Below are 14407 nucleotides of genomic sequence, written 5' to 3' on the forward strand. Positions count from 1 at the left end.
CCCCGGGGCACCCGACTACGCGGCCCTGCGGGTTCGCTGCGTTGCTCGGCCTGACGGGGAGTCATAAAACTCGTCGCTACGCTCCTCAGACATCCTATGACTCTTTTTCCCGTCAGGCCTGCGCTACTCGCCCGCGTAAACGGGACTGGATTCTGTGCACACTCCACCATCAGAGCATTTGGCAGTCTGCCCACGCAGTCGCGTGTTTAGCGTTACTCGGACAGTTAGTTGAAAAAGCAAAAAGCCCCGCTATTGCTAGCGGGGCTTTTCATTTAGCACCTACGAATCAAGCCGACTCAGTCAGCACCTTCAGCTGCTCACGAGTGCTCTGTAGCAGCTCGGCAGACAGGGCTTCATCCTTGACGCTACGCGACAGCAGCAGCGCGCCGACCATCGCCGAGAGCACCAGCATGGCCTGTGCACGGCTGTCGTCGCCTTCCAGCTTGCTGGCGATATTGTCCAGCCGGTCTTCCACCACCTCGTCGGTAATCTCACTCTGCTGGCCGCGCTGGCCCAGTTCGGCAGAGATAGTCGGCAGCGGGCAGCCCTGCTCGGGGTTGGCCCGATGCCCGTCAGACAGGTAGGTATCGAGCAGCGCCGCGAGCGGTACGTCCGGTCCGGTGTGCATCGCCAGCGAGGTCTTCAAGTTGTCGACCGCGTGGCGCAGGGCCTTTTCCACCAGTTCGTCCTTGGATTTGAAATGCGCGTAGAAGCCACCGTGGGTCAGGCCCAGCGCCTTCATCAACGGTTGCAGGCCAGTCGCGCCAACGCCATCACGGCGGAACCGGCGCGCCGCCTCATCGAGAATCAGCTGATGGGTTCTGGCCTTGTGGTCTTCTGAATAGCGCATGACGCCTCCTAACATTGAATGCCGGTCATAATCTTACACCGATTGACCGGTGCTCGCCTCTGTCGGTTCCAACTCAGCCGACGAACGCGCTTTGCGCTCCAGCACCAGCGCACAGAGCGCGGGCAGGAACAGCAGCGTCAGCAGGGTGCCCATGGTTACCCCGCCAATCAGCACAAAGGCCAGCGACGACCAAAATACCGAGAAGGTCAGCGGAATAAACGCCAGCGCCGCAGCCAGAGCAGTGAGCACCACCGGCCGGGCACGACGCACCGTCGCCTCGATAATGGCTTCGCGGATCGCCATGCCCGCGTGCTGGTTCTGCTGGATCTGGTCGGTAAAGATCAGCGTATTGCGCATCAGGATGCCGCCAATGCCGATCAGCGCCAGAATCGCGTTGAAGCCAAACGGCTGGTTGAACAGCAGCAACGCCGGCACCGCGCCGATCAGCCCCAGCGGCGCGGTGGCAAAGACCATGAACATCAGCCCAAACGAGCGCACCTGGAACATGATCACCACCAGCATCAGCAGGATCATGATCGGGAACAGCACCGCCAGCGCCTTGTTGGCAATCGCACTTTCCTCCACCGGACCACCGATGGTGATGTGGTAGCCAGCCGGCAGTGTGTCTACCAGATCGGCCAGGTCGCGGTAGGCGGCCATGGCCGCATCGGGTGGCTGGGTGCCGGCAACGATATCCGCGCGCACCTCGAAGGTCAGTTCGCGGTCACGGCGGCGCAGAATCGGGTCTTCCATGACCGGCTGGAAGCTGCCGACCTGGCGCAACGGAATCGCCTGACCGGCATCGTTGGTGATGGTCAGGTCCTCGATGTGGCCCAGATTCTGCCGCTGCGCATCGACCGCGCGCACCACCACCGATACCGTGCGAGTGCCCTCACGCACCTCGGTAATCGGGTTGCCGGAGAGTAGGGCGTTGACCTGCGATTTGACCTGCGCCGGGGTAAAGCCAAGCAGACGCAGACGGTCCTGATCCAGCTGCAGACGGTAGCTGCTGGCCTTCTCGCCCCAATCGATAAAGGTATCGCGGGTCAGCGGATTGGCCTCAACCCGGGCGCGCACCTGATCAGCAATCGTGCGCAGCGGCCCCAGCTCGGGCCCACTGACCCGGAACACCACCGGGAAGGGCACCGGCGGCCCGAACACCAGCTGGGTCACCCGCACCCGCGCTTCCGGAAACTCGCCGGCGCTCACCCGCTCGCGCAGCCGGGCAATCAGCGCATCACGGGTGTGCGCATCGGTGGTCTGCACGATCAGCTTGGCGAAGGCTGCATCCGGCAGCTCGGGGTTGAGCGAGAGGAAGAAGCGCGGCGCGCCGCCCCCCACGTAGGAGTCAACCATCAGCGTCTGCGGTTCGGCCATAATCGCCTGCTCGACCCGATCCACCACCGCCTCGGTGTTCTTGAACGCGGTGCCCGGCGGCATGTAAACCTCGACGATCACCTCGGAGCGGTCGGAGTTGGGGAAGAACTGCTTGTTCACCACCTTCATGCCCATCACGCAGAGTACAAACGCTGCCAAGACCAGGCCGGTAACCAACCAGCGATGCCGCACGCAGAACAGCACGGTGGAACGCAGACGCTGGTAGAACGGGCCATCGTAAAGCGCGTCATGCCCACCCGGCTTGGCGGCAATGTTCGGCAGCATCTTCACCCCGAGGTAGGGCGTGAACACCACTGCCACCACCCAGGACGCAATCAGCGCAAAGCCGACGATCCAGAAGATATTGCCGGCGTATTCCCCCGCGCCGGAGCGAGCGAACCCCACCGGCAGAAAGCCGATGATGGTCACCAGCGTGCCGGTCAGCATCGGCGCGGCGGTAGACGACCAGGCGTAGGTTGCCGCACCTAGCCGATCCATGCCTTCTTCCAGCTTCACCACCATCATCTCAATGGCGATGATGGCATCGTCCACCAGCAGACCGAGCGACAGGATCAGCGCACCGAGGGTGATGCGGTCAAACTCGCGACCGGTCATCATCATCACCACAAACACCACCGCCAGCGTCAGCGGCACCGCAGCAGCCACGACCAGCCCGACCCGGAAACCGAGCGCCAGCAGGCTGACCAGCATCACTACACCGAGCGCAACGAAGAACTTGAGCATGAATTCGTCAACCGCGTTGCGAATCTTGCTGGCCTGGTCCGACACCTTGGTGAACTCGATACCCAACGGCAGGTTCTGCCGCACCCGCGCTTCTTCCGCCTGCAGCGAACGATCCAGTTCCAGGCCGTTGAAATGCTTTTGCATGACCACGCCGAGCATCAGCGCCGACTCGCCCTGATGGCGAATGCGGTAGCTCGGCGGGTCCTCATAGCCCTGGCGCACCTCGGCGACATCAGCGATGCGCAGGACTCGCCCGTTGGCGACCACCGGCACATTCTCGATCTGCTCCAGACTGTCGAAGGCCCCGTCGAGACGGATATAGGCCCGCGGCCCCGACGTTTCGACCGATCCGGACGGCGCCACCGCGTTCTGCCGCGCCAGCGCGGCAAAGATCTGCTCCGGCGTCAGCCCCAGGGTTGCCAGCCGCTGATAGGAAAATTCGACGTAAATGCGCTGCGCCTGTTCACCGAGGATGTTGACCTTCTTCACCCCCGGCAGCTGCAGAAAATCCTGGCGCATGCGTTCAGCCAGCTGCACCAGTTGACGGTGCGGCAGTTGCCCGGCTTCCAGTGCGTAAAGAGCGAAATAGACGTCGTTGTATTCGTCGTTGAAGAACGGCCCGGAGACACCATTGGGCAACCTCGCCGCCTCGTCACTGAGCTTCTTGCGGGTTTGGTAGAACAGCTCGGGCACCAGCGCCGGCGGGGTCGAATTGAGGAACTGCACCTTCATCGACACAAAGCCCGGCTGCGCGGTGGTTTCCACCCGGTCGTAGTAGTCCAGCTCCTGCAGTCGCTTTTCCAGCCGGTCGGCGACCTGCTCCTGCATTTCCCGTGCGGTTGCGCCTGGCCAGACGGCGGTAATGGTCATCACCTTGACGGTAAAGGACGGGTCTTCGGCGCGCCCCAGCTTGCCGAAGGCAAAGGCCCCGGACAACAGAATCGCGATAATCAGAAACAGCGTCACCGCCGGGTTACGGACCGCCAGCGCAGACAGATTGAAACGGCTCATATCACAGGCTCCGCGCTGCTTCGGTCCCGGCCAGCTGGCCTTCGGGCAACAGTTTCACCGCGTCACCTTCATGCAACAGGTGGGCGCCCAGAGCGACCACCCGCTGCCCGTCTTCCAGACCACCACTCAGCAGGGCAAACTCCTGCCCGAGGCGAGCCACCTCAACCGGGGTAAAGCGTACCCGGTTATCGCCATCAATGACCCAGACGCCAGTGCCGTGCCCCTGATCCAGCAGCGCGCCGAGCGGCACCCGCAGCTGCGGCGTGCTCTGGCTGTCCTGCAGACGAATACTCACCGTCGAGCCGATCGGCAGCGGCTCCCCCGCGGTCTCCAGCACATACCGTGCACGGTAGGTCCGGGTGATCGGGTCAGCCACCGCCGACAGTTCGCGCAGGGTCGCGCCAAGCGGCGTGTCAGGATGCCCGAACAGGAATGCCTGCGCCGTGCCGCTCGCCAACCCACGCTGGGTTTCCGGGATATTGATCACCGCCTCGCGGGCACCGCTATGGGCCAGTTGGGCAACCACCTGACCGGCAGCGACCACCTGCCCCTGATCAACCAGCACCTCGGTAATCACACCATCGGCATCGGCGGTCAGCGTCGAATAGCCACGGCGATTTTCTACCTGCGCGGCGTCGGCACGGGCCGAGGCCAGGTTAGCTTCGGCGACGCGCAGCTCGGTTACCAGTTGATCATGCGCCTGACGCGAGACCGCGCCATTATCGGCCAGTTGGCGATAGCGTTTTTCATCACTCTGCAGCTGACGTACCGAGGCTTCGGCCGAACGCACCCGCTGGCGGGCAGCGCGCAGGGCCAGTTCGAAGTCGTCCACATCCAGCACCAGCAAAACATCATCGCGCTTGACCCGGTCGCCGGGATCGACGCGTCGCTCGATCACCTCACCGGCAACCCGAAAGCCCAACTCGCTTTCGGTACGGGCGGCCACGACGCCAGTAAACAGGGCACCATCACTGGTAACCGGATGAACCTCCATCGACAACACCAGCCGCGCCGGCGCCTCGCTGTTGTCGGCTACGGGCGCCGCTTCCTCGCGGCATCCGAGCAATCCACCCAGAATTCCTACCAGCACGGCCAGCTTGGCTGCAGACGTCATGTTCTCTCCCTGCGGGCCAACTACCGGCCCTGTTGTTATCTGAATTCAGACAGGCGTTTAAAAGCGCCGGCGAGGCAGCCAGCTTTTCAACTGCCTGTCAGATTGCTTCCAGCAGCGTCGCTACCCCCTGACCACCGGCAATGCACTGGGTTGCGACCGCGTAACGGCCGCCGGTGCGTTTGAGCAGCGCCGCCGCCTTGCCAGTGATGCGCGCGCCGGTCGCACCCAGCGGGTGCCCCAGCGCCAGCGCGCCACCGTCCAGGTTGACGCGTTCCAGCGGCATGCCCAGTTCCCGCAAGCAGGCCAGTGACTGGCTGGAAAACGCCTCGTTGATTTCCATCAGGTCGACATCATTGATTGTCAGACCGCCGCGGGCAAGTACTTTACGTGTCGCCTCAACCGGCCCCATCCCCATAATCTCAGGTGCGCAGCCACCCACCGCCGTCGCCTTGATGCGCGCCAGCATCGGCAGATTGTGGCGCCGGGCAAAGTCTTCGGTGCAAACCAGCACGGCGGCGCTGCCGTCGGTCAGCGGCGAGGAAGTACCGGCGGTGACAACCCCGCCAAAGGCCGGTTTCAGGCCAGCCAACGCCTCCATGTTGGTCCCCGGACGAATACAACCGTCTTCACTGACCACGCCATCCGGTGTGGTGACCGGCACGATTTCATCCGCCAGCAGACCCTCGTCACGCGCCTTGGCGGCCTTGCTGTGCGACAGCACCGCCAGCGCATCCTGATCCTCACGGCTTACATCAAAGCGCCGCGCCACTTCCTCGGCGGTATGCCCCATCGCCATATAAACCTCGGGGAACTGCTGCAGCAGGGTCGGATTGGGCGAGGGGGTAAAGCCGCCCATCGGCACCCGGGTCATCGACTCGACCCCGGCGGCGATATAGGCCTCACCGGCGCCGAGCAGCAGTTGCCCGGCGGCAAAGTGGATCGCAGTCATCGACGAGCCGCAGAAGCGGTTAACCGTCACGCCGCCCAGCGTCTCGGGGAAGCCGGCACGAAAGCTGGCAATACGTGCGACGTTGGTGCCCTGTTCACCCTCGGGGTAGGCGCACCCCATGATCACGTCTTCCAGCAGAGCAGGGTCCAGATCCAGCCGCTCGACCAGACCACGCAGTACCTGAGCGGCGAGATCGTCAGGGCGCAGGTTGATCAGCCCTCCCTTGCGGGCGAACTGGAAGGGTGAACGCAAATAACCGGCAATCACGATGGAGGTCATGGCAGTGCTCCTTGGAGAAAGAGGGCGCTAGCGCCTTTTGAATTATGGTCATAATTTAAATAAATGCATTTAAATGTCAACCATAATTTAAAAGGGGTTTATGCAGTGCGATGGGGCGCGAGCAGACGCAGTGCGTCCTGAGTGACATTCCCAAGCGAAGCGGGTGAAGCACCCGACGTTTGCACGGACCCGCAGGGCCGTGCAGTTGTGATGTCCTATGGACTGCCGGGCGAAATGGACAAGCACTTCCCCCGACTCGCCGTAAAAGGCGAAAGGCAAGTCAGGAGACGGCGCAAAAAACCAACAACGCTCACTAAACCAAAAAACTCACCCGCACCAACAACCCGCCCTCAGCCCCCTCATGCAAGCTGATCTCAGCACGATGGGCGCGGCAGATCTCACCAACGATCGATAGCCCCAGACCGGTGCCTGCCGGGCTCTGGCGGTAAAACCGCTCGAACACCCGCTCGCGCTCCTCGGGCGGGATGCCGGGACCGGTGTCTTCCACCTCAACCAGCGCCGGGCCACGCAGCCGCAGGGTTACCAAGCCGCCGTCAGGGGTGTGTTGCAGCGCATTGTCGATCAGGTTGCCGAGCAGCTCCTGCAGCAGGGTCGGCTCGCCCCAAACGTCGAACGCCTGCTCGACCTCCAGTGCCAGCTCAATGTTGCGCGCGTGGGCCAGCGGCACCAACGCAAGAGCCAGCTCCTGCGCCAGCGGTGCCAGTGCCACCTGTTCGGCGCTGCCCTCAGCCACCGCCCGCGCGCCACGCTCGATCCGCGCCATCGACAGCAGCCGGTTGGCCAGCCCGATGGTGCGGTCGGTACTGGCCTCGGCTTCACGCAGCGCCTGCCGCCAGGCTTCCGGCTCACTGGAACGCAGCCCCAGCTCGATCCGCGCCTTTAGCGCCGCCAGCGGCGTGCGCAACTCGTGCGACGCTTCGGCGATAAAGTCACGCTGGCGCTCGAAGTTCTCGCGCAGACGCCCAGTGAAGTGGTTGATGGCGTTGACCAGCGGCCTAACCTCACGCTGCAGACCGTCGGTCTCGATGGGCCGCAGATCATCGCTGCGCCGCTCAGAGACATCGTGCCGCAAGCGCTGCAACGGGCGCAGCGCCGCGGTAACCGCCAGCCACGCCAACACCAGCGCACTGACCGCCAGCATCCCCAGGTTGATCAGCGACTGGCGCAGCAGGTTGGCGGCCATGCGGTCGCGTGCCTCGCGGGTTTCCGCCACGCGGATCTCGGCCATTCCGCTGGCCGTGTTGGTGCTCACTGCCTGCAGCAGGCTGACCACGCGCACTTCGGCGCCGCGATAGTCGGCATCGTAGAAGCGCGCCAGGGCCGGATAGTCCTGGGTCATCGGCACCAGGGGGCCGGCGGCGGGCAGGTCCTCATAGCCGGAGATAGGCTGACCGTTGAAGTCCAGCACCTGATAGTAGAGTCGGCCGGTGATGTCGTAGGCGAAGTTGTCGAGTGCCACGTAGGGCACCTCGACAGCCAGCTCGCCGTCTGCGCTATAAAGCCGCTCGGCGATTGCCCGGGCCGACGACAGCAGCGAGCGATCATAGGCGGTATCCGCCGCAAGGCGGGCGTTCCAGTAGGCCACCGAGCTGCCGATCAGCAACAGAATCGACATCACCAGCGCCAGCCGTCGCAGCAACCGCCCGCGCAAGCTGCCGGCAGGGTTGCCGACAGGCGAGGTGCCGACACCCAGTGTCACGCCTCGGCCTCCAGCAGATAGCCCAGGCCACGAAAGGTAACGATGCGCACGCCGCTGCCATCGAGCTTGCGGCGCAGTCGGGAGATATAGATTTCGATGGCTTCCGGGCTGGCGTCCTGATCCAGCCCGAACACCTTGCCAGCCAGTTGCTCCTTGCTCATCAGCCGGCCGGGGCGGGCGATCAGGTTTTCCAGCACCGCGTGCTCGCGCGACGGCAAAGTCAGCACGTCACCGCGCAGGCTGAAGCGGCGGTCGTTGAGATCGTAGATCAGCTCGCCACATTGCTGCTGGCGCTCGCCGCCCATCAGGCTGCGGCGCAACAGGGCGTTGACCCGCGCCTCCAGCTCGCTCAATTCGAAGGGTTTGGCCAGATAGTCATCGGCGCCCAGGTTCAGCCCGCGCACCCGGTCGGCCACCTCGCCACGGGCGGTGAGCATCAGCACCGCCAACGTCTGACCCCGCTCGCGCAACTTTCTCAGCACCTCGAATCCGTCCTGCCGGGGCAGGCCGACATCGAGAATCGCCAGAGCGTAATCCTCGCTGCGCAGGGCCAGGTCAGCAGCCACGCCGTCGTGCAGCGCGTCCACCGTCCAGCCACCGCTCTTGAGCGCGCGGGTCAGGCTGTCAGCCAGTTCGGGATCGTCTTCTACCAGCAGAATGCGCACTGCCGTTCTCTCTCGCAGGGGTCGAATGGGCCGAGTTTACACCGCCTGTGGGCGCGCGACAGCGCGGATTGCGCAGGGTCTGTTGTCGCTTCGCTCACCCACCTGCCGGATGACAGGTTGGTGAAAGGTTGGCTCTTTAGCATCGCCCGACGGTCACCCACCGTAGGCGTAAAACGCAAACAAGAACAACATCGGAGTACACCTGATGCATACCGTATTCATCCCACGGCGCAGCCTGTCTGCCGCCCTGCTGGCCGCCTCCGGCCTGCTGCTCACACCCTTGGCCCAGGCCAGCGGCTTCAGCGAAGACAGCAGCGCCAAGCTGAGCACCAGCAACATCTACTTCAACCGCGACTTCCGCGAAGGCACCGGCCAATCCAAGCGTGATGAGTGGGGTCAGGGCTTCATTCTCGACCTCAAGTCCGGTTACACCGATGGCCCGGTCGGCTTTGGCCTCGACGCCAAGGCGATGCTCGGCATCAAGCTCGACTCCAGCCCGGATCGCACCGGTACCGGCCTGTTGCCGACCCACGATGACGGCCGCGCCGCCGATGAATACAGCAAGCTTGGCCTGACCGCCAAGGCCCGCTACTCCGAGTCCGAACTGCTGCTGGGTACGCTGATGCCCAAGCTGCCGATCCTGCAGCCCAACACCAGCCGCATCCTGCCGCAGACCTTCCGTGGCGGCATGGTAAACATTAACGAATTCGACAACTTCCGCATTGATCTCGGCCGTCTCACCAGAGCCACTGACCGGGACTCTACCGATGCCGAGGACCTGGCCCTGAACAACAAGAATCGCCGTTTCGGTGGTTCTTTCTCGGCTGACCATCTTGATTGGGCCGGACTGAATTACCAGTTCAACTCCGGCCTGGCGGCTAGTTACTATCTGGCACAACTGGATGACATCTACCGCCAACACTTCTTCGGTCTCAACCACAGCGCCACTCTGGGTGCCGGTGAGCTGAGCACCGAGCTGCGGGTCGCCGTATCCGACGAGCAGGGCAGCGCCCGCGCCGGTCGGATCGACAACCAAGCCTGGCAGGGCCGCATCGGCTACGCGCTGAACGGTCACGAAGTGAGCGCAGCCGCGCAAAAAATGCGCGGCGACAGCGCCTTCCCCTACATCGACGGCAGCAACCCGTACCTCGTCAACTTCGTGCAGATCAACGACTTTGCCGAAGCCAACGAGCGCTCCTGGCAGCTGCGTTACGACTACGACTTTGCCACTGTCGGCATCCCCGGCCTGAGCTTCATGACCCGCTATATCAGCGGTGACGACGCCAAGCCGGCGGCCGGTGGCACCGGCTCGGAATGGGAGCGCAACACCGAGCTGCAGTACGTGTTCCAGGACGGCGCACTGAAAAATCTCGGCCTGCGCTGGCGCAATGCGAGCTACCGCTCCGACTTTGCCCGCGATGCCGACGAGAACCGCCTGATTGTCAGCTACGCCTTCCCGATCTGGTAAGCGCAGCGCAACCCGACAATCGCCTAGAATGACGCCATGAGGACAACCACCATGAAAGCGACAATCCGTTCTGCCCTGCTGATCGCCCTATGCTTCGGCCTGGCTGGCTACACCCAGGCTGATGAGCCGTCCCGTCCCGAATGTATCGCCCCGGCTTCCCCCGGCGGCGGTTTCGACCTGACCTGCAAGCTGGCGCAGAGCGCACTGCTGCAGGGCAAGTACCTCTCGCGCCCGATGCGCGTTACCTATATGCCAGGCGGAATCGGTGCGGTCGCCTACAACGCCGTAGTTGCGCAACGCCCCGACGAGCCCGGCACCATCACCGCCTTTTCGACCGGTTCGCTGCTGAACCTGGCCCAGGGCAAATTTGGCCGCTTCGATGAGAATGCAGTCAAATGGCTGGCCGCGGTTGGCACCAGCTACGGCGCCATCGCCGTGCGCGCCGACTCCGAGTTCCAAACCCTCGACCAACTGGTCGACGCACTGCGCAAAGATCCATCCAAAGTGGTCATCGGCTCCGGCGGCACCGTCGGCAGTCAGGACTGGATGCAAACTGCGCTGGTCGCCCGTGCTGCCGGCATTGATCCGCGCAGCCTGCGCTACGTCGCAATGGAAGGCGGCGGCGAGCTGGCCACCGCGCTGCTCGGCGGCCACATTCAGGTCGCCAGCACCGATATTTCCGACTCCATGCCGCACGTTGAAAGCGGTGACATGCGCATCCTCGCCGTGCTTGCTGATGAACGCCTTACCGGTGACATCGTCAAAGACATCCCGACCGCCCGTGAGCAGGGTTATGACGTCAGCTGGCCGGTCATCCGTGGCTTCTACATGGGGCCGGAAGTCAGTGATGAAGACTTCGCCTGGTGGAAAGACACCTTCGAGCACCTGCTCGCCTCCGACGAGTTCGCCACCCTGCGCGAGCAACGCGAACTGTTCCCCTTCGCCCTCACCGGCGCTGAGCTCGAGACCTATGTCCGCGAGCACGTTGCCGAATACAAGACCTTGGCTGGCGAATTCGGCCTGACCCAGTAACCGACCTGCCAGCACGCACCCGGCCACGGGTGTGTGCTGCGTTCGCGAGGATCACACCATGCTTTACCAACGTCTGTTTGCGGCGTGTCTGCTGCTGGTTTGTCTGTGCCTGGGATTTGTTGCCTGGGGCTATCAAGCGCCCTTTTCCTACGAGCCTGTCGGCCCCCGGGCCTACCCGTTGATGCTGCTGATTCTGCTAGCGCTCGGCGCGCTGATACTGCTGGCCAAGCCCAACCTGGAAAGCAGCGAATCCGACGAACCGCCGCTGAATCGCGCCATGCTGATCAAGGCCGCTGTCTGCCTTGGCCTGATGCTGGCACTGGCTGCGCTGTTCGAGCGCCTCGGCTTCATCCCGGTCAGCATCCTGTTTGCCCTGGGCATGGCTCGCCTGTTCGGTGGTCGCTGGCTGGCCAGTGGTGCGTTGGCGCTGATCCTCGGGGTCGGTCTGTATTTCCTGTTCGACCGTCTGCTTGAAGTCCCCCTGCCGCTCGGCGTACTCAGCGCCCTGGAGATCTGATCATGGATACCCTCTCTTACCTTGGCCAGGGCTTCGACGTTGCCCTGAGCCCGAACAACCTGGTGACCGCACTCGCCGGCACCACCATCGGCACCATCGTCGGCCTGCTGCCGGGCCTTGGCCCGATCAACGGCGTTGCACTACTGATTCCGGTCGCCTTTGCCCTCGGTCTGCCACCGGAAACCGCGTTGATTCTGCTCGCCTCGGTGTATCTCGGCTGTGAATACGGCGGCCGTATTTCCTCCATTCTGCTCAACATTCCGGGCGAAGCCTCAGCGGTGATGACCACCCTCGACGGCCACCCACTGGCCCAGCAGGGTAAGGGCGGCATTGCCCTGTCGATCTCGGCCTGGAGTTCGTTCATCGGCGGTTTAATCGCCACCATCGGGGTGACCATCTTTGCCCCGCTGCTGGCCCAATGGGCCGTCTCCTTTGGGCCGGCCGAGTACTTCATGCTGATGGTCTTCGCGATTGTCTGTCTGGCCGGTATGGCTGGTGACAAGCCCATCAAGACCGCAGTGGCGGTGCTGATCGGCCTGATGCTCGCCTGCATCGGCATCGACGCCAATAGCGGCGTCTACCGCTTCACCTTCGGCAGCCTCGGCCTGTCCGACGGCATCCAGTTCGTGGTGCTGGTGCTGGGTTTGTTCAGCGTCAGCGAGATCCTCATGTTGCTGGAGCGCACCCATCACGGTCAGGTTGCGGCCAAGGCCAGCGGGCGCATGCTGTTCAACCTCAAGGAAGGCGCCTTTGTACTGGCGACCAACCTGCGCAGCGGCGTGCTCGGCTTTATCTTCGGCGTGCTGCCAGGTGCCGGCGCAACCCTCGCCAGCGCAGTGAGCTACATGTCCGAGAAGCGTCTGGCCGGTGACAAGGGCCGCTTCGGCAATGGTGATCTGCGCGGTCTGGCCGCGCCGGAAACCGCCAACAGCGCCTCGGCCTGCGGCTCGATGATTCCGATGCTGACCCTCGGCATTCCGGGCTCCGGCACCACTGCGGTGATGCTCGGTGCGCTGACCCTGTACAACATCACCCCCGGCCCGCTGCTGTTCCAGCATCAGCCAGACATCGTCTGGGGTCTGATCGCCTCGCTGTTCGTCGCCAACATCATCCTGATCGTGATGAACGTGCCGCTGATCAAGGTGTTCACCCGCATACTCGCGGTGCCGAGCTGGACCCTGGTGCCGGCCATCGCCATCATCACCTCGATTGGTGTCTACGCGGTCCATGCGACCACCTTCGACCTGTTCCTGATGATCGCCATCGGCCTGTTCGGCTACCTGCTGCGCAAGCTGGACTTCCCGCTGTCGGCGCTGCTGCTGGGCTTTATCCTCGGTCACATGATGGAGAGCAACCTGCGCCGCGCGCTGTCGATTTCTAACGGCGATCTGGGCATCCTGTTCTCCAGCCCGATCACCATCGGCCTCTGGGTACTGGTGGCTGCCATGGTGGCGCTGCCGTTCTGGCGCCGCTACCGCACCAAGCGCAGTGCTGCGCTGACCAGTGCCTGAGCGACTGTTTAGCGCAGTGCGCTACCTCAGCGCGCCGTTGACCGGTGCGCTAGGCGGTTTACTCGCCAGCCTCGCCGGCTGGCCGCTACCCTGGATGACCGGCTCGCTGGTAGCGGTCATCCTGCTGCGCTGCAGTGGCTGGCAATGCAGCCCGCCACCGGGCTCACGCCAGACCGGCCAGTTGCTCGTCGCCTGCGCTATTGGCCTGCATTTCACTACCCCCGTCTTTGCCCAGATCATCAACCATCTGGGCCTGATCGTGCTGGGCGCCTGTAGCACCTTTCTGCTCAGCCTGATCGGCATCCGCCTATTGACCGGCGCCGGCTATGACCGCGCGACCGCCTTCTTCTCCAGCATGCCCGGTGGCGCCAGCGAGATGGCGGTAATCGGCGCACGCCACAACGCAGGCATCGCCAACGTGGTCGCCGCCCACAGCCTGCGTCTGCTGATGGTGGTACTGCTGATACCGGCGCTGTTCACCTGGGGCCTGCCGGCGGTCAGCGCACCCGCGCCGCTGCCCACCGACCTGCCGACCCTGGCCTGGCTGATTCCACTCGGCGCGCTGCTGGCCCTGCTGATGCGCCGCCTGCGCCAACCCAACCCGTGGATGCTCGGCCCGCTGATTGTCTGCGCCAGCGCCGGCGTGCTGCTGGATATCGAGATTGCCCTGCCGCCCGGTACCAGCGCCGCTGGTCAGTGGCTGATCGGCAGCGCGCTGGGCTGTCACTTCGACCGCACCTTCTTCCGCAAGGCTCCTGCCTTTCTGCTGCGGGTGTTCAGCTTTACCGTGCTGGCGATGCTCACCGCCGCCGCTGCCGCGCTGCTACTCGCCCAGTTCGGCAGCGTCGACCGTACCAGCCTGATGCTCGGCATGATGCCCGGCGGCATCACCGAGCTGTGCCTGACTGCTGACGCGCTGCAGCTGTCGGTGGCGCTGGTGACGGCGTTGCAGGTGATGCGGTTGTTTTTGGTGATGTTTTTGGCGGAGCCGGTGTTTCGGGTGTGGCAGAGGGTTTGGCCGGAGAAATAGCGCTCATCTCTGCCGTAGGGCCAAGGGAGGGCCGCCTGCCCAGCCAACGTAGGGCCACGGCATGCCGTGGCCGTGCTGCCTGAACGTCAACAATATTGCTCGAAATCTGCGTCATGTTTGAGTCAGCCTTTCGCCTTTTA

The 14407-nt window shown here is 63.8% G+C and carries 11 protein-coding genes; 5 read left to right on the forward strand and 6 right to left on the reverse strand.

What is annotated here, in order from left to right:
- Window positions 1-286: 286 nt before the first annotated feature.
- From C1949_RS18665 to C1949_RS18690, 6 genes are all read right to left on the reverse strand, one after another.
- Window positions 287-850 carry a TetR/AcrR family transcriptional regulator gene (locus tag C1949_RS18665; RefSeq protein WP_104739883.1) on the reverse strand — a complete coding sequence of 188 codons (564 nt, stop codon included), beginning with the start codon at window positions 848-850 and terminating at the stop codon, window positions 287-289.
- A gap of 33 nt (window positions 851-883) precedes the next feature.
- Window positions 884-3982, reverse strand: a complete 3099-nt coding sequence (locus tag C1949_RS18670; RefSeq protein ID WP_104739884.1) for an efflux RND transporter permease subunit — start codon at window positions 3980-3982, stop codon at window positions 884-886.
- A gap of 1 nt (window position 3983) precedes the next feature.
- Window positions 3984-5096, reverse strand: a complete 1113-nt coding sequence (locus C1949_RS18675) for an efflux RND transporter periplasmic adaptor subunit (protein ID WP_104739885.1) — start codon at window positions 5094-5096, stop codon at window positions 3984-3986.
- A 97-nt stretch (window positions 5097-5193) separates the two neighbouring features.
- Entirely contained in the window at window positions 5194-6324 is a 1131-nt protein-coding gene (locus C1949_RS18680; protein ID WP_104739886.1) for a thiolase family protein, read from the reverse strand.
- A 313-nt stretch (window positions 6325-6637) separates the two neighbouring features.
- Window positions 6638-7960, reverse strand: coding sequence for a sensor histidine kinase (locus tag C1949_RS18685; RefSeq protein WP_104739892.1), 1323 nt, complete (start codon window positions 7958-7960; stop codon window positions 6638-6640).
- Between the two features lie 80 nt (window positions 7961-8040).
- Complete coding sequence (locus C1949_RS18690) at window positions 8041-8709, reverse strand: response regulator (RefSeq protein ID WP_104739887.1); 669 nt, start codon at window positions 8707-8709, stop codon at window positions 8041-8043.
- Window positions 8710-8914: 205 nt separating this feature from the next.
- Between C1949_RS18690 and C1949_RS18695 the strand changes: the two genes are divergently transcribed.
- The 5 genes from C1949_RS18695 to C1949_RS18715 are packed head-to-tail and all read left to right on the forward strand — an operon-like array spanning window position 8915 to window position 14267.
- Window positions 8915-10177 carry an OprD family porin gene (locus C1949_RS18695; RefSeq protein WP_104739888.1) on the forward strand — a complete coding sequence of 421 codons (1263 nt, stop codon included), beginning with the start codon at window positions 8915-8917 and terminating at the stop codon, window positions 10175-10177.
- A gap of 51 nt (window positions 10178-10228) precedes the next feature.
- Window positions 10229-11209, forward strand: a complete 981-nt coding sequence (locus C1949_RS18700) for a Bug family tripartite tricarboxylate transporter substrate binding protein (protein ID WP_104739889.1) — start codon at window positions 10229-10231, stop codon at window positions 11207-11209.
- 58 nt (window positions 11210-11267) lie between these two features.
- Window positions 11268-11726 (forward strand): tripartite tricarboxylate transporter TctB family protein, encoded by a 459-nt coding sequence (locus C1949_RS18705; RefSeq protein WP_104739890.1) that lies wholly within the window; start codon window positions 11268-11270, stop codon window positions 11724-11726.
- A gap of 2 nt (window positions 11727-11728) precedes the next feature.
- Window positions 11729-13237 (forward strand): tripartite tricarboxylate transporter permease, encoded by a 1509-nt coding sequence (locus tag C1949_RS18710; RefSeq protein ID WP_104739891.1) that lies wholly within the window; start codon window positions 11729-11731, stop codon window positions 13235-13237.
- Window positions 13230-14267 carry an AbrB family transcriptional regulator gene (locus tag C1949_RS18715; protein ID WP_229744509.1) on the forward strand — a complete coding sequence of 346 codons (1038 nt, stop codon included), beginning with the start codon at window positions 13230-13232 and terminating at the stop codon, window positions 14265-14267. The genes C1949_RS18710 and C1949_RS18715 overlap by 8 nt, the downstream gene beginning before the upstream one ends.
- Window positions 14268-14407: the final 140 nt, after the last annotated feature.

This window comes from Halopseudomonas oceani, from assembly GCF_002903165.1.
GTDB lineage: Bacteria > Pseudomonadota > Gammaproteobacteria > Pseudomonadales > Pseudomonadaceae > Halopseudomonas > Halopseudomonas oceani.

Bases quoted from the DNA above. Each gene is read 5' to 3' on its own strand.
- C1949_RS18665 (WP_104739883.1), bottom strand. From the start codon at position 850: ATGCGCTATTCAGAAGACCACAAGGCCAGAACCCATCAGCTGATTCTC.
- C1949_RS18670 (WP_104739884.1), bottom strand. From the start codon at position 3,982: ATGAGCCGTTTCAATCTGTCTGCGCTGGCGGTCCGTAACCCGGCGGTG.
- C1949_RS18675 (WP_104739885.1), bottom strand. From the start codon at position 5,096: ATGACGTCTGCAGCCAAGCTGGCCGTGCTGGTAGGAATTCTGGGTGGA.
- C1949_RS18680 (WP_104739886.1), bottom strand. From the start codon at position 6,324: ATGACCTCCATCGTGATTGCCGGTTATTTGCGTTCACCCTTCCAGTTC.
- C1949_RS18685 (WP_104739892.1), bottom strand. From the start codon at position 7,960: ATGTCGATTCTGTTGCTGATCGGCAGCTCGGTGGCCTACTGGAACGCC.
- C1949_RS18695 (WP_104739888.1), top strand. From the start codon at position 8,915: ATGCATACCGTATTCATCCCACGGCGCAGCCTGTCTGCCGCCCTGCTG.
- C1949_RS18700 (WP_104739889.1), top strand. From the start codon at position 10,229: ATGAAAGCGACAATCCGTTCTGCCCTGCTGATCGCCCTATGCTTCGGC.
- C1949_RS18705 (WP_104739890.1), top strand. From the start codon at position 11,268: ATGCTTTACCAACGTCTGTTTGCGGCGTGTCTGCTGCTGGTTTGTCTG.
- C1949_RS18710 (WP_104739891.1), top strand. From the start codon at position 11,729: ATGGATACCCTCTCTTACCTTGGCCAGGGCTTCGACGTTGCCCTGAGC.